This window comes from Actinacidiphila sp. bgisy167 (assembly GCF_965342175.1).
In the GTDB taxonomy this organism is placed as follows: Bacteria; Actinomycetota; Actinomycetes; order Streptomycetales; family Streptomycetaceae; genus Actinacidiphila.
On record NZ_CBDRBL010000061.1, the window covers coordinates 14,721 to 35,735 of the forward strand.

Here is a 21,015-nt window from a genome sequence, read left to right on the forward strand (position 1 = left end):
ATGCTGGAACGCCTCGCCGAGCTGGCGGCCGAGCACGAGAAGGCGCTCAGGGGCGGCGGACCCGCATACGTGGACCGGCACCGCGCGCGGGGGAAGCTCACCGCCCGGGAGCGGGTGGAGCTGCTGGTGGACCAGGACAGCCCGTTCCTGGAGCTGTCGCCGCTCGCGGCCTGGGGCAGCGACTACCCGGTCGGCGCGTCGCTGGTGACCGGGATCGGCGTGGTCGAGGGCACCGAGTGCGTGATCACCGCCAACGACCCCACGGTCCGCGGCGGGGCGAGCAATCCGTGGACGCTGAGGAAGGCGCTTCGCGCGAACGAGATCGCGCTCGCCAACCGGCTTCCTCTGGTCAACCTCGTGGAGTCGGGCGGCGCGGACCTGCCCAGCCAGAAGGAGATCTTCATCCCGGGCGGTGCGCTCTTCCGCGACCTGACCCGGCTGTCGGCGGCCGGCATCCCCACCGTCGCCGTCGTGTTCGGCAACTCGACCGCCGGAGGCGCGTACATCCCCGGCATGTCCGACCACGTGATCATGGTCAAGGAGCGCTCCAAGGTGTTCCTCGGCGGCCCGCCCCTGGTGAAGATGGCCACCGGCGAGGAGAGCGACGACGAGTCGCTCGGCGGCGCCGAGATGCACGCCCGGACCTCCGGCCTCGCGGACCACTTCGCACTGGACGAGCCCGACGCGCTGCGCACCGCGCGCCGGGTGGTGGCCCGGCTCAACCGGCGCAAGCACGGCCCCGCCCCGGCCGCCGCCTACGACCCGCCGCTCCATGACGAGGACGAGCTGCTGGACATCGTCCCGGCCGACCTCAGGACCCCTTTCGACCCGCGCGAGGTCATCGTCCGCGTTGTGGACGGCTCGGAGTTCGACGAGTTCAAGCCGCTGTACGGGCCGAGCCTGGCGACCGGCTGGGCGCGCGTGCACGGCTATCCCGTCGGGATCCTCGCCAACGCGCGGGGTGTGCTCTTCAGCGCGGAGTCTCAGAAGGCCGCGCAGTTCATCCAGCTCGCCAACCAACGCGACATCCCGCTGCTCTTCCTGCACAACACCACCGGCTACATGGTGGGCCGCGAGTACGAGCAGGGCGGCATCATCAAGCACGGCGCCATGATGATCAACGCGGTGTCCAACTCCAGGGTGCCGCACATCTCCGTCCTCATAGGCGCGAGTTACGGCGCCGGGCACTACGGCATGTGCGGTCGCGCCTTCGACCCGCGCTTCCTGTTCGCCTGGCCCAGCGCCAAGTCCGCCGTGATGGGCCCGGCCCAACTGGCGGGCGTCCTGTCGATCGTCGCACGGCAGTCGGCGGCCGCCCGGGGCCTGCCCTTCGACGAGGAGGCCGACGCGGGGCTGCGCGCCGTGGTGGAGCGGCAGATCGAGTCCGAGTCGCTGCCGATGTTCCTGTCGGGACGGCTGTACGACGACGGGGTCATCGACCCGCGTGACACGCGCACCGTGCTGGGCGTGTGCCTGTCGGCGGTGCACAGCGCACCGGTCGAGGGCGCCCGCGGCGGCTTCGGCGTCTTCCGGATGTGAGGAGCCCTGACCTTGATCACATCAGTGCTGGTGGCCAACCGCGGCGAGATCGCCCGCCGGATCTTCCGCACCTGCCGCGACCTGGGCATCGCCACGGTCGCCGTCCACTCGGACGCGGACGCCTCCGCCCCGCACGTCCGGGAGGCCGACGCCGCCGTCCGGCTGCCGGGCGACGCGCCGGCCGACACCTATCTGCGCGGGGACCTCATCGTCAAGGCCGCCCTCGCCGCGGGCGCCGACGCCGTCCACCCCGGTTACGGGTTCCTGTCGGAGAACGCCGTGTTCGCCCGGGCCGTCCTCGCGGCGGGCCTTGTCTGGATCGGCCCGGGGGCCGAGGCCATCGAGGCGATGGGCTCCAAGACCCGCGCCAAGCGCCTGATGGCGGCGGCGGGCGTCCCGGTGCTGGAGGCGGGTCCCGGCGAGCTGCCCGTGCTCGTCAAGGCGGCGGCAGGAGGCGGGGGGCGGGGCATGCGCGTCGTCCGGGAGGCGGCCGACCTCGAGCGTGAGGTGGCGGCCGCCGGCGCCGAGGCGCTGTCCGCCTTCGGCGACGGCGAGGTCTTCCTGGAGCCGTACGTCGAGGACGGCCGGCACATCGAGGTGCAGGTGCTGGCGGACACCCACGGCACCGTGTGGACGCTCGGCGAGCGCGACTGCTCCGTGCAGCGGCGCCACCAGAAGGTGATCGAGGAGACCCCGGCGCCTGGTGTCGCCGACGCCCTGCGCCGGACGCTCCATGAGGCGGCCGACGCGGCGGCGCGGGCCATCGGCTACGTGGGCGCGGGCACGGTGGAGTTCCTGGTGACGGCGGACGGCCGTGCGTACTTCCTGGAGATGAACACCCGGCTCCAGGTGGAGCATCCGGTGACCGAATGCGTCTTCGGCGTGGATCTCGTCGCGCTGCAACTGGACGTCGCCGAGGGCGGGCGGCTCCCGGCCGCTCCCCCAGAGCCCTCCGGGCACGCGGTCGAGGCCCGGTTGTACGCGGAGGACCCGGACCGCGACTGGCGGCCGCAGACGGGCGTCCTGCACCGCCTTCGGGTGCCGCAGGCGCCGGGGCTGCGGGTGGACGCGGGCTTCGGCGACGGCGACCGGATCGGCGTGCACTACGACGCCTTGCTCGCCAAGGTCGTCGCCCACGCCGCCGGCCGGCCGCAAGCGCTGCGGCTGCTCGCGAGCGCCTTGGAGCGGGCCCGGGTGCACGGCCTGGCGACCAACCGCGACCTGCTGGTGAGGGTGCTGCGCGACCCGGACTTCGCCGCGGGGCGGCTGTCCACGGCCTTCCTGGACCGCCTCGGCCCGGCGCCCGCCGGGGACGAGGGCGCGGCGCGGCTGGCGGCCCTGGCCGCCGCGCTCGCCGACGCCTCGGGCCGCCATCCGCTGGGCGGCTGGCGCAACCTGCCGTCGGCGCCGCAGTCCAAGGCCTACCGCGCCGAGCCGGACGGCGCGCGCTACGAGGTCCGCTACAGGCTCGGCCGCGAGGGCCTGGCCGCCGAGGGCCACCCGGACGTCCGCCTCCTGGAGCGGACCGCGGACCGGGTCGTGCTGGAGGTCGCCGGGGTGCGCCGCGCCTTCGACGTCGCGGTCTACGGGGACGAGGTGTGCGTCGACGGGTCGGCGGGCGCCCACCGCTTCACCGCGCTCCCCCGCTTCCCCGAGCCGGAGGACCGGATCGCGCCGGGTTCGCTGCTGGCCCCGATGCCGGGCACGGTGGTCCGGCTCGCGGACGTCGCCGTCGGCGACAAGGTGGCCGCGGGGCAGCCGCTGCTGTGGCTGGAGGCCATGAAGATGGAGCACCTCGTCGCCGCCCCGGCGGACGGGGTGCTCACCGCACTGCACGCCGAGGCCGGCCGCCAGGTCGACGTCGGAGCCGTACTGGCCGTCGTTCAGGAAGAGGTGTCCGGATGAGCGCCACGCCCGCTGCGCACGGACCGGCAGGCACCTTCGACAACGTCCTGCTGGAGAGCGAGGAGCGGCGCGCGCTGCGCAAGGCCGTCTCCGACCTGGGGCGCCGCTACGGGCGTTCCTACTTCCTCGAGGCCGTGCGCGAGGGGCGGCACACCGACAAGCTGTGGCAGGAGGCCGGCTCGCTCGGCTACCTCGGCGTCAATCTGCCGGAGGAGTACGGCGGCGGGGGCGGGGGTCTGGCCGAACTGGCCATCGTGCTCGAGGAACTGGGGTCCTCGGGCTGCCCGTTGCTGCTGCTCATCGTCTCCCCGGCGATCTGCGGCACGGTCATCGCGCGCTTCGGCACCGAGGAGCAGCGGCGCCGGTGGCTGCCCGGGCTCGCGGACGGCTCCGTCCGGATGGCGTTCGGCATCACCGAGCCGGACGCGGGGTCCAACTCGCACCGGCTGACGACCACGGCCCGCCGCGACGGCTCGGACTGGCTGCTCACCGGCCGCAAGGTCTTCGTCTCCGGTGCGGACATCGCCGACGCGACGCTCGTCGTGGGACGCACCGAGGACGCGCGCACGGGCCGGCTCAAGCCGTGCCTGTTCGTGGTGGAACGCGGGACGCCCGGCTTCGACTTCCGGCCGATCGACATGGAGCTGTCCGCGCCGGAGAAGCAGTTCCACCTCTACCTCGACGACGTACGGCTGCCCGCGCGGGCCCTCGTCGGCGACGAGGACGCGGGGCTGCTGCAGCTGTTCGCGGGCCTGAACCCCGAACGTGTCATGACGGCCGCCTTCTCGATCGGCATGGGCCGTTTCGCGCTCGCCGCGGCCGTGGACTACGCCCGTACGCGGCAGGTGTGGAAGGCCCCCATCGGCTCGCACCAGGCCATCGCCCATCCGCTGGCGCAGGCGCACATCGAGCTGGAGCTGGCCCGGCTGATGACGCAGAAGGCCGCGTTCCTGTACGACGCGGGGGACGACACGGCGGCCGGCGAGGCCGCCAACATGGCGAAGTACGCGGCGGCCGAGGCCGGTGCGAAGGCCGTCGACCAGGCCGTGCACACCCTCGGCGGCAACGGCCTGACGACCGAGTACGGGCTGGCGTCCCTGCTGACGGCCTCACGCGTGGGCCGCATCGCGCCCGTCAGCCGGGAGATGATCCTCAACTACGTCTCGCACCACACGCTGGGGCTGCCCAAGTCCTATTGAGCACGTCCGACGAGGAGGGGGGAACGGCCATGGCGCAGCCGGCCGTGTTCCACAGCGAGTATCCCGCGGTTCCCGCCGTCGACCTGCCGATCCACGAGGCCGTGCTGGGCCGTGCCGCCGACTTCGGCGACCGGCCCGCGCTCGTCGACGGCGTGGAGGGCACGACGCTCACCTACGCGCAGCTCGACTCCTTCACCCGTCGCATCGCGGCGGCGCTCGCCGAGTCCGGGCTGCGCAAAGGCGACGTCCTCGCCCTGCACAGTCCCAACACCATCGCCTACCCGCCGGTCTTCTACGGCGCCACGCGCGCCGGCGCGGCCGTCACCACGGTGCATCCGCTTGCCACCGCCGAGGAGTTCGCCCGGCAGTTGCGGGACAGCGGCGCCTCGTGGATCGTCACCGTCTCGCCGCTGCTGGAGACCGCGCGCAAGGCGGCGGAACAGGCGGGCGGCGTCCGGGAGATCCTCGTCTGCGACAGCGCCGAGGGCCATCGCTGCGTCCTCGACCTGCTGGGCTGCACCGCTGCGGAGCCGGAGATCGCCTTCGACCCGGGCGAGGACCTGGCCGCGCTGCCGTACTCCTCGGGCACCACCGCCCTGCCCAAAGGAGTGATGCTGACCCACCGCAACATCGCGACCAACCTGGCCCAGCTGGACCCGGCGCTGTCGATGGGGCCCGGGCACCGCATCCTGGCGGTGCTGCCGTTCTTCCACATCTACGGGCTCACCGCCCTCATGAACGCCCCGCTGCGCAAGGGCGCGACCGTCGTGGTGCTGCCGCGCTTCGACCTGGAGCAGTTCCTCGAGGCGGTGGCCGCCCACCGGGTGCAGGGGCTGTTCGTGGCCCCTCCGATCGTGCTGGCGCTCGCCAAGCACCCGGCGGTCGCCGCGCACGATCTGAGCTCGCTGGAGTACGTGCTGTGCTCGGCGGCGCCGCTCGACGCGGAGCTGGCCCAGGCGTGCTCCAAGCGGCTGGGGCTGCCGCCGATCCTGCAGGCGTACGGCATGACGGAGCTCTCGCCGGGCACGCACGTGGTGCCGCTGGACGCGCGCGACGCGCCGCCCGGCGCTGTCGGCAAGCTGCTGCCCAGCACCGAGATGCGCATCGTGCCGCTCGACGGAGCGGCCGACAACGACGCCACCGGCGAGATCCACATCCGCGGTCCGCAGGTCATGAAGGGCTACCTGGGGCGGCCCGAGGAGACCGCCGCCATGATCGACGCGGAGGGCTGGCTGCACACCGGCGACGTCGGCCGGGTGGACGCCGGCGGCTGGCTGCACGTCGTCGACCGCGTCAAGGAGCTGATCAAGTACAAGGGCTACCAGGTGCCGCCCGCCGAACTGGAGGCGGTGCTGCTCACCGACCCGCGGGTGGCCGACGCCGCGGTCATCGGCGTGGTGGACGAGGAAGGCAACGAGGTCCCCAAGGCGTACGTGGTGCCGCAGCAGGGCGCGGACCTCACGGCGGAGGAGGTCGTCGCCCACGTGGCGGCGCGGGTCGCCCCGTACAAGAAGGTGCGCCGGGTGGAGTTCACCGACGCGATCCCGAGGGCGGCCAGCGGCAAGATCCTCCGGCGCGAACTGCGCGCCCGGGAAAGGGGAACCTCCTGATGACCGACGACGCCGCGGCACCCTGCGTGCGGAGCGCGTACGACCGGGGTGTCACCACACTGACGCTGGACTCCCCGCGCAACCGCAACGCGCTCTCCGCACGCATGGTCGACGAGTTGTCCGACGCACTGGCCAGGGCCGGCAAGGACCCGGGCACGCGGGCGGTGCTGCTCACACACACCGGCGGCACCTTCTGCGCGGGCGCGGACCTGAAGGAGGCGACCTCGCCGGAGGGGCCGCGGCGGCTCGTGGCGCTGCTGCGGGCGGTCGTGGAGCTGCCCAAGCCGGTCGTGGCGCACGTGACGGGTCATGTGCGCGCCGGCGGCATCGGGCTGCTGGCGGCCTGCGACATCCCGGTGGCCGGGCCGGGGGCGAGCTTCGCCTTCACCGAGGCGCGGCTCGGCCTCGCCCCCGCGGTGATCTCGCTGACGGTGCTGCCGCGCATGGACGCCCGGGCGGCCGCGCGGCGCTATCTGACGGGCGAGGTCTTCGGCACCGCGGAGGCCGTCCGCACCGGACTGGTCGCCGCGCAGGATGAGGCGCTGGACGGGATCCTCGCCGGGCTGCGCGCGGGGTCGCCGCAGGGGCTCGCCGCGTCCAAGGCGCTGACGACGGCCGCCGTGCTGGGCGGTTTCGACAGGGACGCGGAGGCGCTGATCGAGCAGTCCGCCCGGTTGTTCGGATCGTCCGAGGCGGCGGAGGGGACGCGGGCGTTCCTCGAACGGCGGGCCGCGCCTTGGGCGCTGTGAGCACAGCCGCCCGCGCGCCCATGCAGGACCGCAGCCGCGCCACCCGGCGGCGGCTGTTGGAAGCCGCCGCCGCGTGCCTGGCCGAACACGGCTGGACGGGCAGCACGGTGACGGTGGTCGCGGAACGGGCGGGGGTGTCGCGGGGAGCGGCCCAGCACCACTTCCCCACCCGCGAGGACCTGTTCACCGGCGCGATCGAGTACGTCTCCGAGCAGTGGCTGACGGCCCTGCGGGAGCACGCGCGCGCCCTTGCCCGCGAGGGCGCGCCCCGCACGCACGCCGTGGTCGGCATGGTCGTCGACCTCTACACGGGGCCGATCTTCCGGGCCGCCCTGCACCTGTGGGTGGCCGCCGCCAACGAGGAGCAACTGCGGCCCCGCGTCACGGCGCTGGAGACCCGCATCGGACGGGAGGCGCACCGCCTCGCCGTGGAGATGCTCGACGCGGACGAGGCGGTGCCGGGGGTCAGGGAGACCGTGCAGGCCACCCTCGACATGGCGCGGGGCCTGGGCCTGGCGAACCTCCTTACCGACGACGGCGCCCGCCGCACCGGGATCGTCCGCGCGTGGTCGGCGGTGCTGGACGGGGTGATGCGCCGCGGTATCTGAGTCGCCCGCTGTCGGCGGCGGGTGAGAAGATCGCGGCATGCTGAACGAGGCGGTGTCCGCCGGCGAACTGGGCTTCCTGCTGGATCTCGTGGACCCGGCGCTCGCCGCGCGTGCGCGGAGCCGGACGGGTGTCCCTGAGGAGGATCCGGCGTCGTCCGCGAGGCCGCATGGGCACCCGATGTGGGGCTGGGGCCCTTGGTGGCACGAGGTGCCCGCGTCGGTGCTCTGGTGGATGCTCCAGGAGGACGATCCCGAGGTCAACACGGTGGTGTACCACCACTGGCGTGCCGACGACCGTGTCCGGTACGACATCGTGGGCGGCGCCCCTTACGGGCCCGATCGCTCCCGCCGCGTGGAGGTTCCCGCGGACCTCGCCCGCTTTCCGGCACCGGAACTCACCCTGCCTCCGGGCCGGAGGAGCTGACCGCCGCACTGCGCGCCGTGACGGGCATGTCCCAGGGCCGCGCTGCGGCGCTGCTGGTGGGCCGGGACGACTGGGGGGTGGTCGCCGCGGCGGACGAGGAGCGGCCGCTGCCCGGCTACGCCCGCTGGGCGCTGGCGGTCCGCCCCGACTGCCCGCCGGCGCTGCGCACTCAGTTCGGCACGCACCGCAAGTTCACCAACCGGCTGCGTGACGCGGGCGTCGTGGACGGTCCCGCCGCGTACGTGACCGGCGCGAAGCCGGCCCGCCACGTCCTGCGCGTCCTGGCCATGGGCCGCTGGGGGTTTCCGCGGCGGCTGCTGGAAGCCGCCGAGGCGCTGCGGCCGCTGGTGCGCGCGGAACTGGGCGCGAACACCGAGGCGTGGGCGGTACTGGTGCAGCTCCTGCCGACCTTCGCGGGCACGCTGCCGGAGCTGATCGGGACGGCGGGGGCGATCGCGGGGAGCGCCGGGGCGACGGCCGGTGACCGGTTGTCAGTGGCCTCTGGTAACACTGAGTCACCGGGCTAGCCGGGATCCGGACCTGGGAATGGGGGGCTGACATGGGATTCGACGAGCGGTCACGACGACCCGTGGTCGATCTCGCCGACCGGCGGGCGCTGGAGCGGTGGCGTCCGGCGGATCCGGACGTCGTGGCGGAGGCGGAGCGGCTGAAGGAGGCCGCACTGCTCGACTTCGGGCTGACCGAGTCGGCGATCGCCTCCTGGCTGTACGCCAAGTGCCCGCACCAGATCCCGACCACGGCCGTGGACACCGCGGCGGTGGTGGCCTCGGGGGACGGCTCGGTGCTGCTGCTGTACAACCCCGCCTTCTTCGTCGACCTCGGGCTGGAGGGGGTCACGTTCGTCCTCTTCCACGAGGCCCGGCATCTGGTGCACCGGCATCTGCTCGCGGAGCCGGCGCTGCGGGACGACCCGGTCTTCACCACCGCGGCGGAGGTGTCCATCAACCATGTGGCACTGGTCCGCCTCCGGCGGGAGAGGATGCCGCTGCGGGACGGCCGGCCGACCGGGGTCGACCCGCGCGAAATCCACGCCGCGTACGAGCGGGATCTGGCGGAGCAGGGGTTGACGCCCCTTCCCTACCCGGAGTTCGTCGAGACCGACATGGGCGTCTACACCGAGCTCAAGCGGATGAAGCACCCGCCGGTGCCCCCGGCCTCACTGTGCGTGCACCTCGCGGGCGAGGGCGTGCCGGGCGACCAGGCGACGATCGACGCGCTGGTCTCCTCGTCCCTGCTCAACTCGCTGCTGGCCGCGCGGCGCGGGCACACCGGAGCCGAGCGGGAACTACTCGACCTCATGGGCCGCACCGAGGGCGCCTCGGAGCGCACGGCCCGGCTGTGGGGCCGGCTGGGCGCCGGAACGCTGCGGGGCGAGGCGGCCAGGACGGGTCGGGTGGACTGGTGGCAGCGGTGGCTGGTCGACGTGGTCGCCTCGAAGCTGCGGGAGGGCGAGCGGCTGGTCTACCCGAAGAAGCGGGGTGCGCTGCTGGCGGCGCTCGGACACGGCCCCGTGCTGTCGCGGCGCGGCCCGGTCCGCGACAAGGTCCTGGTCATCGCCTACGACACCTCCGGGTCCATGCCGGACTCCGTGGTCGATTGGCTGACCGAACTCGTCGGGCGGATCGACGGCGTGGAGGCGCACTGGCTCTCCTTCGACGGCGTGGTGATGCCCTTCGCCCCCGGTGAGCGGGTGTACGGGGGCGGGGGCACGAGTTTCCAGACGGTCTGCGATTACGTGGAGGGGCGTACGGAGGTCCAGGGCCGGCGCTTCGAGGAGCGTCCCGACGCGGTGATCGTGTTGACGGACGGCTACGCCCCGCACATCACGCCGCGGGATCCCGACGCATGGATATGGCTGATCACCGAGGGCGGCGACGACTGGCCCGACGCCCATGACCCTCCTATGGCCTGCCACCGCGTCACGACAGGAGCGAGATGACCACCACCGCGACGACCGCCACGGCCGGCCCCCGGCCCTGGCGACCCAACGCCACCTATCCGCAGCCGCCCGAGGGCCGCCATGAGGCCTCCCGGTTGGAGTCGTTCATCGACGCGATGATCGACATGGGGCAGACCGGACAGGTCTTCGGCGAGCACGGCATCGGCAAGACGTCGACGTTCTTCTCGCACGTCGCCGAGGCCCATCCGTACGCCGAACTGGTCTATGTGCCGGCCGCCAACCTCACCCCGGACGACCTCCTGGTGGGCGCCCCGGTCCGAGATCCGCACACGGGCGAACTGGTGCTGCGCCAGCTGGTGATGAGCCAGCTTCGCCCGGGGCGGTCGTTCGTGCTGCTCATCGACGACTCGCTGCAGGCCGGCGAGACGATCCAGTCGCAGCTCATGCAGATCGCCTGCAACTGGACGCTTGGCGAGTACGACCTGCGGGAGCTGGGCTGCATCGGGGTGTTCCTCAGCGACAACGAGTCGCTGTCCGAGACGGCCGCACGCCGTGGCGACCTGGCAGTCCTCGACCGCATGGTCACCATACGCGTGACCGCCGGCGACACGGCGTGGCGGCGCAAGCTGGCGGAGAAGTACCGGGAGTGGGATCTGAACGGGGTCTTCGCCCTGTGGGCGTCGCTCGGTCCCGCGGTGCGCGAGTTGCTCTCCCCGCGCACCGTGGACCACGTCCTCGCCAACGCCCGGGAGGGCTTCCCGCTGCGCTGGGGGCTGCCGTTGGTCAACGGCGAGCGGCTGCGGCTGGCCGAGCCCCGGCCGGACGGCAGCCCGGGCCAGAACCGGACGGCGGAGATCCTGGACCGGATCGCCGCGGAGCTCGGGGTGCCCAATCCGGCCACCGTGCCGGACCCGGTGCGCTCGGTGGTGCGGGCGGCGCTGCGCAACCGGTGGTCGGTGCTGCTCCAGGGGCCGCCCGGCTGCGGCAAGACCGAGGTGGTGCGCGAGACGCTGCGGCAGGGGCTGGGCCGGGACCCGCTGTACTTCTCGCTGCCGGTCACCAACGTCGAGGACCTGTGCGCGCCCGTCCCCGACCGGGACGGCTCGCTGGACACCCTGCTGGCGCAGAAGTTCACCGGGAGCGAGCCGAAGGCGATCGTCTGGGACGAGTACAACCGGCCCAAGGACAAGGCCGCGTTCGCCAAGCTGATGGAGATCACCCAGGAGTGGTCGCTGGCCGGGCGCCCGATCGAGAATCTGCGCGCCCAGATAGCGGTGCAGAACCCGCCCTACCATCTGGGCCGACGGCTGATGGTGTCCCGCAACAACATCGCCCAGGCGACCCGCTTCACTGCCTCGCTCACCGTCGAGCCGGGCGACATCCCCGCCAACGAGTGGCTGATCGCGCGCTACGGCGGCCTCGCCGAGACGGTGTTGGAGTGGTGGAAGCACGACATGGACGAGGACGGCCGCGCATGGATCACCAAGCGCACCATCGAGCGGCTGATCAAGCTGCACCAGCGGGGTCTGCCGCTGGAGATGGCCACCGTCTACCTGGGCGACGGCGAGTACGCCCCCGTGCCGCTGACCGCCCTGGTCGACCGACTGGCGAACCGCTCGGTGACCGGGCTTCGCGAGCTGGCCCGGGACGTGGACGCCTGGGAGGCCCGGCTGAGACGTGCCCGGGAGGAGTCCGAGGAGGGCGACAACGAGACCGACGTCGTCCACCAGGTGATCGCCAACGCCGAGCTGTCGCAGCTCAAGCGGCACCGCAAGGCGGTCACCCGGCTGGTCGCGCTCTTGCCGCCCAAGCTGCGCTCGACGTATCTGGTGGGGGCCTCGGAGCAGGTGCAGCGCTTCTGGATCGAGACCTTCGCCGCCATGCCTCGCTGATCAGCGCGGCGTGCGGTGGACACTGCGCACGGCGGCCACGTCCGCCGGAAGGGCCGGCGGCGGCAGGTGCGCCCTGAGCGCGTCAAGCCGCCTCCGGACAGGCGCAGCGCTTCTGGATCGAGACCTTCGCCGCCAAGCCGCGCTGATCAGCGCGGCATGCGGTGGACACTGCGCACGGCGGCCACGTCCGCCGGAAGGGCCGGCGGCGGCAGGTGCGCGCTGAGCGCGTCAAGCCGCCTCCGGATACTGGTCGCGATGCCCTTGCCGAGCACATAGCGGGTCGCCGTCGCGGCCGCCGGAGCGGCATCGAGCAGACGGTGCGCCTCGCGGCTGCGCATCCCCGTGTGGGCCAGCACGAGATGGGTCAGCCGGTGCGGCGCCGCGCTCAGTGCCGCGGCCATCGCCTCGGCCGCGTCGGCGTCGACCCGGTTGTCCGCGGCGCCCAGTGTCCGGGCGGCCTTGACCCGTCCCAGGTCCAGGAGTTCCACACCCGCGGCCGTCGCAGCGGCGACCAGGCGGGCGCAGGCCGCCGGCCCGATGCCGTTGCTGGCCACGGAGAGCCGGGTGAGCCGGCCGTGCGGGGTTCGGGCGAGGGCCTCGGCGAGCAGGAGGGCGCCCTCGTCGCCGAGGCGGGCGGCGGACACATACAGCTCGGCCACCGCTCCGGTCGTGATGAGGCTCGTCAGGCAGGCCGCACCGGCTGTGCCGAGGGTGTTGCCGCCGACGAACAGCCGCTCCACGGCCCGTCCCGAGCGGGCGGCCGCGACGAGCGCGTCGGCCAGCACGGCGAGGCCCGCCGGGTCGAGTCCGGTCTGCACCAGATCCAGGGTGCGCAACGACCGGGCCGCCTCGACGAGTCCGGCGCCGGCCTCGCCCGCGCCGCCGCCGAGCGGGTTGCGCTTCAGCCAGACCCCGGTGACCGCCTGGGGCGAGGCCCGCAGGTGGTCGGCGATGCGGCAGGCGCCGCCCGCCGTGATGCCGTTGTAGCCGAGGTAGAGCGTCTCGACTCCGGTGTCGCGGGTGCGTTCGGCGACGGCGGCGGCACCCGCATCGCCCAGCCCGTCGGTGCCGAGCAGCAGATGGCGTACGGAGCCGGTGGCGGGGGCCTGGCGCAGGGCCTCGGCGACCGCCGCCGCGCCCTCCGGGCCCAGCGCCTGCTTGCACAGGTCGAGGCGCCCGTCGGGCAGGGCGGTCCCGGCCGGGAAGTCCCGGCGTTCGGCCACCCCCTCCCCTCCGCGCAGCCAGCCCAGCAGCGGCTCGAGATCGGCGGCCGGGCGGGGCACGATCTCGGGGACACCCGCGTACGGCGGCCGGTCGTCCGTCATGTCACCACTCGGCTTCCTGGTAGTCCTTGAGGAAGACGCCGGATACCGGGTGTCCGGCCTCTCCGCGCACGATCGGGTCGTAGATGCGGGCCGCGCCGTCCACGACGTCCAGTGGGGTGCGGAAGCCCTGGCCGGCCAGCCGGCTCTTCTTCGGCAGCGGGTTCTCGTCGGTGATCCAGCCGGTGTCGACGCTGCACATGTGGACGCCTTGCGCGGCGAGCGCGGGGCCGCTGGTGCGGGTCAGCATGTTCAGGGCGGCCTTGGCCATGTTGGTGTGCGGATGGCCGGCGGTCTTGTTGCGCACGGCGAAGCGCCCCTCGACGGCGGTGACGTTGACGATGTAGCGGCGCGGCCGCGGGGAGGCGAGCAGCAGGGGCAGCAGGCGGTCGCAGAGCAGTGCGGGGGCGAGGGAGTTGACGAGCTGGGTCTCCAGCACCTCGGCCGGGTCGAGTCCGCCGAGCTCCGCCGACCAGGAGTTCTCGGGGGCGGTGTCCGGCAGCAGCCCGGCCTCGTCGGTCTCGGTCAGCACGAGTTCAGCGGTGGGCCCGGCGGCGGCCGGCAGCGCGTGGACGGTGCCGAAGCCGGGCGCGGTGAGCACGGCGACGGGTGGCCGGCCGGCGGCCAGCGGCGCGCGTTCTCCGGCGATGAGGGCCGCGTACGACTCGGGGGGCCGCCGAACCGTCTGGGCGGCATTGTTGACCAGGATGTCGAGGGGCTCGCCGTTCGCGCGGAGCCGTTCGCACAGACCGACGACCTGGCGGGGGTCCCGCAGGTCGACGGCGACGACGGTGAGTCGGTGCAGCCACCCTTCACTGCCGGGCGCCTCGGTGAAGCGGCGCAGCGTGTCCTGCGGGAAGCGACTGGTGACCAGGAGTTCCGCCCCGTCCCGCAGCATCATCAGGGCCAGCTGGAAGCCGATCTTGACGCGGCCGCCCGTCAGCAGCGCGCGCCGGCCGGCGAGGTCGGTGCGCGCTCCCCGGCGGGCGGTGTTGTCCCCGGCGCAGTCGGGGCAGAGCAGGTGGTAGAAGGCGTCCGCCCGCCGGTAGGGGGACTTGCACACGTAGCAGCGGCGGGGCCTGGCGAACTCCCCTGCCGCGCCGCCCTCCGGGGCGTCGTCGAGGGGAGCGTCCTCCCGGCGCTCCCGTGCGCCGGTCGCGGTGGCGGCCACGACCTCCGCGTCCGCAGCGGCACGGTCCTCACGACGGGTCTTCCTGCGCCGCAGCCGCCCGTCACGCGCGAAGGAGGCGGCCACCTGTTCGGCGCGCAGCCGTACCGGGTCGTCGACGGGCAGTTCGCGCAGTTTGCCGACCACCGTGTCGAAGGCCGCGAGTTCCGCCTCCGTGATGTCGCCCGTCTCCCCCATGATCCCCACTGGTGTCTACCGCTGATGCGAGGGGGTGATCCGGCCGGACGCGACCCGGCCTGTCCGACCGCGCGGAGCCGGCACGCCTGCCGCCGCGCCACGGACCCGTACTTCCCCGGCTGCCCGGACGGCCGGATACGAACCGGCGTGATCCCTCCGTGAGGGGAGGGGCGCCTGCCTCTGCGCTACATCCGGGCATTGCGATGATCCTATCGGGGGCCCGGCCGGATTCGAACCGGCGTATCCGCCTTGTAGGAAGCGGGGGGTCTGCCTCTGCCCTACGGGCCCGTGTGTCCCGCTGCCCGGACGACCGGATTCGAACCGGCGTGATCCGCCTGAGCAAGGCGGTGCGTCTGCCGCTGCGCTACGCCCGGGCATGACGGTGATCGTACCGTCGCCGAGGATCCCGTCACAGGCAGGCCCCATCGGCCGATCGACGAGGGGAATCGGGCGTTCACGTGCACGGCACACCCCCGGTATCGATCCCCTTCTCCGAACGCGAAAGGCGAGGAAGACCGCCTGTCGCGGTCGAGGAATCTCCTGGCGTGAGAGCGTCCTCAAGGCCGTCCGGAAGGTCGTCGTCTTCCTCTTCCCCGACGCGGGCGACGGCGGCCGTCCACCCGCCGTCGACCCCGAGCTCGAGGACCCCCAGCTCCATGAGCACACTCCGTCGGCGCCCGGCGCCCGGCCCTCTGGATGCACGTCCCCCCGACCAGGGAGGCACCCGCCCCGAAGCGGCTCACCGCGGCGCCGGACGGCCGCTGAGTCCCGGCCTCGCACCGATCACGGCGGCGGTCGCGGCGTCCAGCGGATAGGGCCGATCCGGCGGCAGCAGCGCGGCGGCCGCCTCGCGGTCGCCGGAGCGCACGAGCTCGTGGACGCGGTGGGCGAGGGCGGTGACGTCCCGGATCCGGACGATCCAGTGGTCGGCGTAGTCGCGGGTCGCCCCGCCGGTCAGCCCGAGCTGCAGCGAACGGTACGGCAGCGCACGCAGCGAGAGGTCGCGCTCCGGGTCCCACTGGACGCGGACCTGCGCGGTCCGCACGCGCTCGGCCCACGTCTCGCGGTCGGGGTACACCGAGCGGTCGAAGTGCGACAGGCAGGCCTCGCGAAGCGCCGAGTCGAAGCCGTCACGGGTGATCTCGAGGGCGAGCACCCGCTCCTGGCCCTCCTTCCGTCCCCAGCCGCTGCGGTACATCATCCAGAGGAAGGACGGCTTGATCCACGTCATCCGGGAGCGGCTCCAGCTCTCGGGGAAACGGCCGTGGCGCACGGCATGATCACCTATTTCCGGGCGGTACGCCTGATAGACCGTCACGGTGTCGTCGGTGTGCACGGCCCGGATCATGCGGTACGGCGTCTCGCTGCTCTCCATGATGCGCGCATCCTGCCCTCCACGGCCCCCTTGCTGCGACAGGATTTCCAGCGGAACCGCCCCCGCGAAAAGCCTCCCCTGCACTCCACCTCCACCTCGCCTACCCTGGAATCCCGAGCCGACACCACCTACTACCAGGGGCCCGGTGAAGCGGACCGCACCCGTCGGGAGGTATCCGGTGGGATCCGTCACCTTTCTCATCGTCATCGTCATCATCACGGCTCTCGCCTTCGACTTCACCAACGGGTTCCACGACACGGCCAACTCGATGGCCACGTCGATCGCCACGGGCGCGCTCGCGCCCCGGGTGGCCGTGGCGGTGGCGGGAGTGCTGAACCTGCTGGGCGCGTTCCTGTCCACGGAAGTCGCCCGCACCATCTCCGACGGCATCGTCGACGACGCCAAGGTGTCGGCTGCGATGATCTTCGGCGGGCTGGTGGGGGCGATCATCTGGAACCTCGCGACCTGGCTGCTCGGTCTGCCCTCCAGTTCCTCGCACGCCCTGTTCGGCGGGCTCATCGGAGCGGTCTGGGTGGGCGCGGGCGCGGGCGCGGTCAACACCGGCGAGGTTCTGGAGAAGATCGTGATCCCCGCCGTCGCCTCGCCCCTCGTGGCCTGCCTGGTGGCGATGCTGTCCACCTATCTCGCCTATGTGATCACCAGACGGACCCGGGGCGACGTCGCGAAGCGCGGCTTCCGGGCCGGGCAGGTGGGCTCGGCCTCGCTCGTGGCGCTCGCCCACGGCACCAACGACGCACAGAAGACGATGGGGGTCATCACCCTGACGCTCATCTCGGGAGGACTGCTCGCTCCCGGGACGGGTCCGCCGTGGTGGGTGGTGCTGAGCGCCGGGCTGGCCATCGCGCTCGGCACCTACGTGGGCGGCTGGCGGATCATCCGCACCATGGGCAAGGGACTGACCCACATCGACTCCCCGCAGGGCTTCGCCGCCGAGAGCAGCGCCACCTCCGTGATCCTCGCGTCCTCGCATCTGGGTTTCGCCCTGTCCACCACCCAGGTCTGCACCGGCAGCATCCTGGGGGCGGGCCTGGGCCGCAGGCTCGCGCAGGTGCGCTGGGGGGTGGCCGGGCGGATCGCCCTGTCCTGGGTGCTGACGCTCCCCGCGGCGGCCGCGGTGGGCGGCGTGGCGGCCTGGGTCGCGGACCACGGCGACGTGGGTGTGGGGCTCGTGGCGGGTGTGGCGCTGGTCGCCGCCGCGGGCTTCTACCTCCTGTCGCGGCGCCGGCCGGTGACCCCCGACAACGTCAACGACACGCGGGCGAGTGTGCCGGAGCCGAGCGCCGCCGGCCAGCCGGCAGGGTGACGGTGAGGAGCGGACCCGGATGGAGATCAAGTGGGGCAACCTGGGCGCGGTGCTGGGGGTCAGCCTCGGCATCACGATCACCGTCGTGCTGATGTTCTCGCTGGGCATCGTCGCGTGGGGCCGCGCCGGGGGCCCGCGCGGCGGGCAGCCGCGTGACGGCTCGGAGAAGGCGGCCCTGGTCGTGGCGGTCCTGTGCTTCGCGGCGTGCCTGGCGGTGGCGGCGTACGGGATCGACCTGATCATCCCGGGCTGAGGCGGGTGGCGTGGCACGCCGCCGCCGGTCCCGGCCGCGAGCGCGGCGCGCGTCCCGGGCGTCCCGCCTCAGAAGATTCCCTGACCGGGGACGAGGATCCCCCGGGGGTCGTAGCGCCGCCGGGCCGCCGCCAGCGCGGGCCACGCGGACCCGAAGTGGGTTCGCCAGTCCGCGCGGCTGAAAGGGATGGAGCCGACCGGGTACTGCGTGCCGCCGACCGCCCTCGCGGCCTCGGACGCGGCACGGTTGGCGGCCAGGAGGCGGTCGACGGTCGCGGTGTCCTGCGGCGGGGTGGTGCGCAGGACGGCGAGCAGGTACGGAACCGGATCCCGGCCCGCCCGCAGCAGGGGCCGGCGCAGGCGCTCCCGTAGCAGCGGGTAGAGCAGCACGACCCCGGGGCCGAGGTCGTCGGGCGTGAGGGCGTCGAGGATGCGCCCGGCGACGGCGGCCGCCTTGGCGCCGGGGATGAGCAGGTTGAGCCAGGGGTGGGCGAAGTTCCACAGTCCGGCGGCCTTGAGCGCAGCCACCGAGGCGGCGAGCCGGTCGAGGAAGTCGACATAGCCGAGGCTCTCGACCTGTGCGCCCGCGGCGTCGTGGCGCAGCCCCGCCAGCAGCGCGGCGTCGTCGGGATCGGCGTCGTAGGAGACGGCCTCCAGCACATAGGAGCGGAACGCGCCGTCGGCGTCCGGCTGGACCTGGCCCTCGACGTAGTCGAACCGGCCGTCGGTGACCAGCAGTCGCTGGTCGGCGAGGAAGGTGCCGAGGTCGTGGTACGGCAGCAGGTAGTGCCGGACCGTCGTCGGGGCCGGCACCAGGCGCAGGGTCGCCGCGACGATGACGGCGCATTGGCCGAGGCCCGCGAGCACCGCCTCGAACAGGTCCTGGTGGCGCGACGGTGAGCAGCGCACGAGCTCACCCGCGCCGGTGACCACCTGCAGTTCGGTGACGTTGTCGACCTGCGCGCCGTGGCGGTGGCTCTGCCCGCCGAGCCCTCCCACGGACAGGGTGCCGCCGACGGAGAGTTCGAGGTAGTCGGTGAAGACGGGCGGGGTGAGCCCGTGCGCCAGAGTGGCCCGCGTGACGTCGCTCCACTTGGCGCCGGCGCCGACCGTGACGGTACGGCTGTGCGCCGCGACCGGGCCGATCCGCGCCAGGGGCGCAGTCTCGACGACCAGCCCCCCGTCGACCTGCGCCTGCCCGTACGTCCCGTGCCCCTGACCGCGCGGCGCCGCCTTCAGACCGTGCCGGTTGCAGAAGCGCACCATGGCGACGACGTCCTCCACCGACCCCGGGCGCAGTACCGCGGCCGGCCTGCGGTGCACGATGTGCCCGTAGTCGTCCGCGGCGGCGCCGAGCGAGGCGTCGTCCGTGAGCAGCGTCCCGTCCAGGCGGGGCAGCCCCACCAGCCCGCGGTCCGTCCGCTCCGCGGTGGTCGCCGCCGCGGCCCAGCTTCTGCCGACCGGGTCGAATCCGACGACGACGGCGCCCGCGGCTGTGGCCACCGCGCCCAACATCGCACGCCTGGACGGGAGTCGGGACATGTGCGCTCCCCCTGAACGGGTCGGTGGGCCGTACAGCAGTCCTCGGATTCTAGGCCCGCCGTCCCCCGGCCGACGGCGACTCGGGGAATCCCGTGGAGCCGCCCGGCGGGCGGGCCGGCCGCGTAGTGGTCGCGGCGTGCGGCCGTCCGGGCGCGTCATGCACCGCCCGTCGTCATCCGAGCTCCTTCCACCGGGGGTCGGTCGCCGCCTTCACGAGTGCGTCCATGCTGAGGGCGGGTGCGGTGCGGGTGGGAGGCCGGTGGTAGCCGCCGGAGTTGAGTTCCCCGATGACGACGCGCAGCCCGTCGGGCCGGAACGTGTCGGCCGTCCACCGCTGGATCCCCGCTCCGCCCTTGTCGCCCGGCCCCTTGCGAGCGTCCACCTCGGTGCCGTCCGGCAGGGTGGTGGGGTTCTCGAAGCGCAGGGCGCCGGCCTCCTCCGGCCTCCACCGCTGGACGTTGACCTCGACGAGGGTCGCTCCACGGCCGTCGTCCACGGTGATGTGGGCGTAGCCGTCCTCTCCGACCAGCTCGGTGATCTTCAGGCCCGGCGGCATGACGGCCTTGAGGCGTTCGAGGATCTCCCCTCCGCTCGGCTCGCCGGTGCCGGGCTGCTCGGGCGGGGCCGACGGGTCGGGGAGGGTGGCGAGCAGAGGCTTCCACTCCGGCGCGCGCACGAGGGCGGCGAGCCGCGCCTCGTTCAACGGCGGCTCGTCCCGGGTGGTGGGCTCCCCCTTCTGCGCGGGCGCGTTCCACTCCTGGACCTCGATCTGCAGGCCCTCCAGGGTGGTCAGGACGGCCCGCCAGTTCCTGGGGCCCTCGCGTTCGTCCTGGTACTCCCACGTCTTGACCACGACCAGCACCGATCCGTCCCGGGATTCCGTGCGCGTGCAGGCACTGCCCTCCCTCATCATGGCGAGATCGGGACACCGCGCCTCCTCCGGACCGGTCGCGGCGCGGCTGAGGCCGACGGCGATCGTCGACGCGCCGTGCCCGTCGTCCCACACGACCTCGGCCCTGGGGAACATGTCCACCCCTGGCCGCGTACCCGCGGCGTGCCCGCTGATGATCCTGCCCTTGGGGAGCAAACCCGCGAAGAGGGCGAGCATCTTGCGGTCGGAGGCCGTCTCGGGGCCCCAGCCGCGGTCGGTGTCCGTGTCCGCGACCGTCGCCGCGGCGCCGGTGCTCCGCACGCCCTCACCCGGGGCGACCAGGGCCGCGCCCACCCCCAGGGCCGCCACGGCGGCCGCGCTGCCGGCGAAGGCCACCGCCCGGCGGCGGCGGGTCCGGCGGCCCCGGGCGAGGCCGGCCGCGGCCAGGGCGCGGCTGTCGGTGCTGAAGCCGTCGCCGGTGCGCCGCAGCGCGGCGCCGAGCTCGTCTTCGAAGGGCATGGGTGGACCACCGTCCTGAGAAGTAGGGGAAGCGGAAGCGCGAGGGGAAGCGAAGGCGTGGCGGGATCAGGGGGAGGGGACCCGTTCGGCGAGACTGTCGCCGAGCAGGTCGCGGAGCCTGGCAAGGGCCCGGACCGACCGGGTGCGCACAGCGCTGGAACTGACCCGCATCGCGTCGGCGGTCTCTTCGACGCTCCGGTCCTCCCAGTAACGCAGGATGACGACCGCGCGGTCCTTGGGCGCCAGGCGGGCGAGGGCGTCGAGGAGGGTGAGCCGCAGCAGCGCGGTGTCGCTGTCGGTGCCGTCGTGGCCCGCGGGGACATCAGGGAGCGCCGCGGTGGGCGACTCGCCGCTGCTGCGCCGCCGTCTGTGGCTGAGGAAGGTGCGGACGAGCACGGTCTGGGCGTAGCCGGCCGGGTTGCCGACCGTGGCGATGCGCCGCCAGGTGACGTACATCGTGCCGAGGGTCTCCTGCACGAGGTCCTCGGCGAGATGGGTGTCACCGCCGGTGAGCAGGCACGCGGAGCGGAAGAGGTGAGCCGCGCGGGTCCCCGCGAAGTCCAGGAAGTCCTTCGTACGATCCTCGTGCACGCCCCG

The 21,015-nt window shown here is 73.5% G+C and carries 19 protein-coding genes and 3 tRNA genes; 12 read left to right on the forward strand and 10 right to left on the reverse strand.

Annotated features, from left to right (window positions below; translation table 11 throughout):
- From ACRWND_RS21695 to ACRWND_RS21740, 10 genes are read left to right on the forward strand one after another with little or no spacing between them, the layout of a single operon-like run.
- Positions 1-1,539 carry an acyl-CoA carboxylase subunit beta gene (locus ACRWND_RS21695; protein ID WP_431951947.1) on the forward strand — a complete coding sequence of 513 codons (1,539 nt, stop codon included), beginning with the start codon at positions 1-3 and terminating at the stop codon, positions 1,537-1,539.
- A gap of 12 nt (positions 1,540-1,551) precedes the next feature.
- Positions 1,552-3,444 carry an acetyl/propionyl/methylcrotonyl-CoA carboxylase subunit alpha gene (locus tag ACRWND_RS21700; RefSeq protein WP_431951893.1) on the forward strand — a complete coding sequence of 631 codons (1,893 nt, stop codon included), beginning with the start codon at positions 1,552-1,554 and terminating at the stop codon, positions 3,442-3,444.
- Positions 3,441-4,643, forward strand: coding sequence for an acyl-CoA dehydrogenase family protein (locus ACRWND_RS21705; protein WP_431951895.1), 1,203 nt, complete (start codon positions 3,441-3,443; stop codon positions 4,641-4,643). Before ACRWND_RS21700 ends, ACRWND_RS21705 begins: the two co-directional genes overlap by 4 nt.
- Before the next feature lie 29 nt (positions 4,644-4,672).
- Positions 4,673-6,253 carry an AMP-binding protein gene (locus tag ACRWND_RS21710; protein ID WP_431951897.1) on the forward strand — a complete coding sequence of 527 codons (1,581 nt, stop codon included), beginning with the start codon at positions 4,673-4,675 and terminating at the stop codon, positions 6,251-6,253.
- The gene (locus ACRWND_RS21715) at positions 6,253-7,002 is read left to right on the forward strand and encodes an enoyl-CoA hydratase family protein (RefSeq protein ID WP_431951899.1); all 750 of its coding nucleotides are present in this window, start codon (positions 6,253-6,255) and stop codon (positions 7,000-7,002) included. The genes ACRWND_RS21710 and ACRWND_RS21715 overlap by 1 nt, the downstream gene beginning before the upstream one ends.
- Positions 6,990-7,610, forward strand: coding sequence for a TetR/AcrR family transcriptional regulator (locus ACRWND_RS21720; RefSeq protein WP_431951901.1), 621 nt, complete (start codon positions 6,990-6,992; stop codon positions 7,608-7,610). The genes ACRWND_RS21715 and ACRWND_RS21720 overlap by 13 nt, the downstream gene beginning before the upstream one ends.
- Positions 7,611-7,647: 37 nt before the next feature.
- Entirely contained in the window at positions 7,648-8,034 is a 387-nt protein-coding gene (locus ACRWND_RS21725; RefSeq protein ID WP_431951903.1) for a hypothetical protein, read from the forward strand.
- A gap of 17 nt (positions 8,035-8,051) precedes the next feature.
- Entirely contained in the window at positions 8,052-8,561 is a 510-nt protein-coding gene (locus ACRWND_RS21730; RefSeq protein WP_431951905.1) for a hypothetical protein, read from the forward strand.
- 32 nt (positions 8,562-8,593) lie between these two features.
- Positions 8,594-9,994 (forward strand): vWA domain-containing protein, encoded by a 1,401-nt coding sequence (locus tag ACRWND_RS21735; RefSeq protein WP_431951907.1) that lies wholly within the window; start codon positions 8,594-8,596, stop codon positions 9,992-9,994.
- On the forward strand, positions 9,991-11,847 hold the full coding sequence (locus ACRWND_RS21740; RefSeq protein ID WP_431951909.1) for an AAA family ATPase: 1,857 nt from the start codon (positions 9,991-9,993) through the stop codon (positions 11,845-11,847). Before ACRWND_RS21735 ends, ACRWND_RS21740 begins: the two co-directional genes overlap by 4 nt.
- A 146-nt stretch (positions 11,848-11,993) precedes the next feature.
- Here the strand turns inward: ACRWND_RS21740 and ACRWND_RS21745 are convergent, their stop codons facing one another.
- The 7 genes from ACRWND_RS21745 to ACRWND_RS21775 form a co-directional block, all read right to left on the reverse strand.
- Entirely contained in the window at positions 11,994-13,172 is a 1,179-nt protein-coding gene (locus ACRWND_RS21745; protein ID WP_431951911.1) for a ribonuclease inhibitor, read from the reverse strand.
- Between the two features lies 1 nt (position 13,173).
- Positions 13,174-14,535: an SDR family NAD(P)-dependent oxidoreductase gene (locus ACRWND_RS21750; protein WP_431951913.1), complete on the reverse strand. Its 1,362-nt coding sequence runs from the start codon at positions 14,533-14,535 to the stop codon at positions 13,174-13,176.
- Between the two features lie 122 nt (positions 14,536-14,657).
- Positions 14,658-14,730: transfer RNA gene (locus ACRWND_RS21755), tRNA-OTHER, on the reverse strand.
- Between the two features lie 20 nt (positions 14,731-14,750).
- A tRNA-Arg gene (locus tag ACRWND_RS21760) sits at positions 14,751-14,823 on the reverse strand.
- 13 nt (positions 14,824-14,836) lie between these two features.
- Positions 14,837-14,909: transfer RNA gene (locus ACRWND_RS21765), tRNA-Ser, on the reverse strand.
- 80 nt (positions 14,910-14,989) lie between these two features.
- On the reverse strand, positions 14,990-15,193 hold the full coding sequence (locus ACRWND_RS21770; RefSeq protein ID WP_431951915.1) for a hypothetical protein: 204 nt from the start codon (positions 15,191-15,193) through the stop codon (positions 14,990-14,992).
- 81 nt (positions 15,194-15,274) lie between these two features.
- A complete protein-coding gene (locus tag ACRWND_RS21775; RefSeq protein ID WP_431951917.1) occupies positions 15,275-15,910 on the reverse strand; it encodes a DUF4291 domain-containing protein in 636 nt (211 codons plus the stop codon).
- A gap of 178 nt (positions 15,911-16,088) precedes the next feature.
- Here ACRWND_RS21775 and ACRWND_RS21780 point away from each other — a divergent pair, with 178 nt between their 5' ends.
- Positions 16,089-17,234 carry an inorganic phosphate transporter gene (locus tag ACRWND_RS21780; protein ID WP_431951919.1) on the forward strand — a complete coding sequence of 382 codons (1,146 nt, stop codon included), beginning with the start codon at positions 16,089-16,091 and terminating at the stop codon, positions 17,232-17,234.
- A 19-nt stretch (positions 17,235-17,253) separates the two neighbouring features.
- Positions 17,254-17,487, forward strand: a complete 234-nt coding sequence (locus ACRWND_RS21785; protein ID WP_431951921.1) for a hypothetical protein — start codon at positions 17,254-17,256, stop codon at positions 17,485-17,487.
- 68 nt (positions 17,488-17,555) lie between these two features.
- Here ACRWND_RS21785 and ACRWND_RS21790 read toward each other — a convergent pair whose 3' ends face one another.
- From ACRWND_RS21790 to ACRWND_RS21800, 3 genes are all read right to left on the reverse strand, one after another.
- Positions 17,556-18,989 (reverse strand): FAD-binding protein, encoded by a 1,434-nt coding sequence (locus ACRWND_RS21790; protein WP_431951923.1) that lies wholly within the window; start codon positions 18,987-18,989, stop codon positions 17,556-17,558.
- Positions 18,990-19,200: 211 nt separating this feature from the next.
- Positions 19,201-20,418: a hypothetical protein gene (locus ACRWND_RS21795; protein WP_431951925.1), complete on the reverse strand. Its 1,218-nt coding sequence runs from the start codon at positions 20,416-20,418 to the stop codon at positions 19,201-19,203.
- 66 nt (positions 20,419-20,484) lie between these two features.
- Entirely contained in the window at positions 20,485-21,009 is a 525-nt protein-coding gene (locus ACRWND_RS21800) for a SigE family RNA polymerase sigma factor (RefSeq protein ID WP_431951927.1), read from the reverse strand.
- Between the last annotated feature and the right edge of the window lie 6 nt (positions 21,010-21,015).

Coding starts and splice junctions, on each gene's coding strand:
- ACRWND_RS21715 (WP_431951899.1), top strand. CDS start 6,253: ATGACCGACGACGCCGCGGCACCCTGCGTGCGGAGCGCGTACGACCGG.
- ACRWND_RS21785 (WP_431951921.1), top strand. CDS start 17,254: ATGGAGATCAAGTGGGGCAACCTGGGCGCGGTGCTGGGGGTCAGCCTC.
- ACRWND_RS21775 (WP_431951917.1), bottom strand. CDS start 15,910: ATGGAGAGCAGCGAGACGCCGTACCGCATGATCCGGGCCGTGCACACC.
- ACRWND_RS21740 (WP_431951909.1), top strand. CDS start 9,991: ATGACCACCACCGCGACGACCGCCACGGCCGGCCCCCGGCCCTGGCGA.
- ACRWND_RS21750 (WP_431951913.1), bottom strand. CDS start 14,535: ATGGGGGAGACGGGCGACATCACGGAGGCGGAACTCGCGGCCTTCGAC.
- ACRWND_RS21745 (WP_431951911.1), bottom strand. CDS start 13,172: ATGACGGACGACCGGCCGCCGTACGCGGGTGTCCCCGAGATCGTGCCC.
- ACRWND_RS21770 (WP_431951915.1), bottom strand. CDS start 15,193: ATGGAGCTGGGGGTCCTCGAGCTCGGGGTCGACGGCGGGTGGACGGCC.
- ACRWND_RS21725 (WP_431951903.1), top strand. CDS start 7,648: ATGCTGAACGAGGCGGTGTCCGCCGGCGAACTGGGCTTCCTGCTGGAT.
- ACRWND_RS21795 (WP_431951925.1), bottom strand. CDS start 20,418: ATGCCCTTCGAAGACGAGCTCGGCGCCGCGCTGCGGCGCACCGGCGAC.
- ACRWND_RS21710 (WP_431951897.1), top strand. CDS start 4,673: ATGGCGCAGCCGGCCGTGTTCCACAGCGAGTATCCCGCGGTTCCCGCC.
- ACRWND_RS21705 (WP_431951895.1), top strand. CDS start 3,441: ATGAGCGCCACGCCCGCTGCGCACGGACCGGCAGGCACCTTCGACAAC.
- ACRWND_RS21695 (WP_431951947.1), top strand. CDS start 1: ATGCTGGAACGCCTCGCCGAGCTGGCGGCCGAGCACGAGAAGGCGCTC.
- ACRWND_RS21735 (WP_431951907.1), top strand. CDS start 8,594: ATGGGATTCGACGAGCGGTCACGACGACCCGTGGTCGATCTCGCCGAC.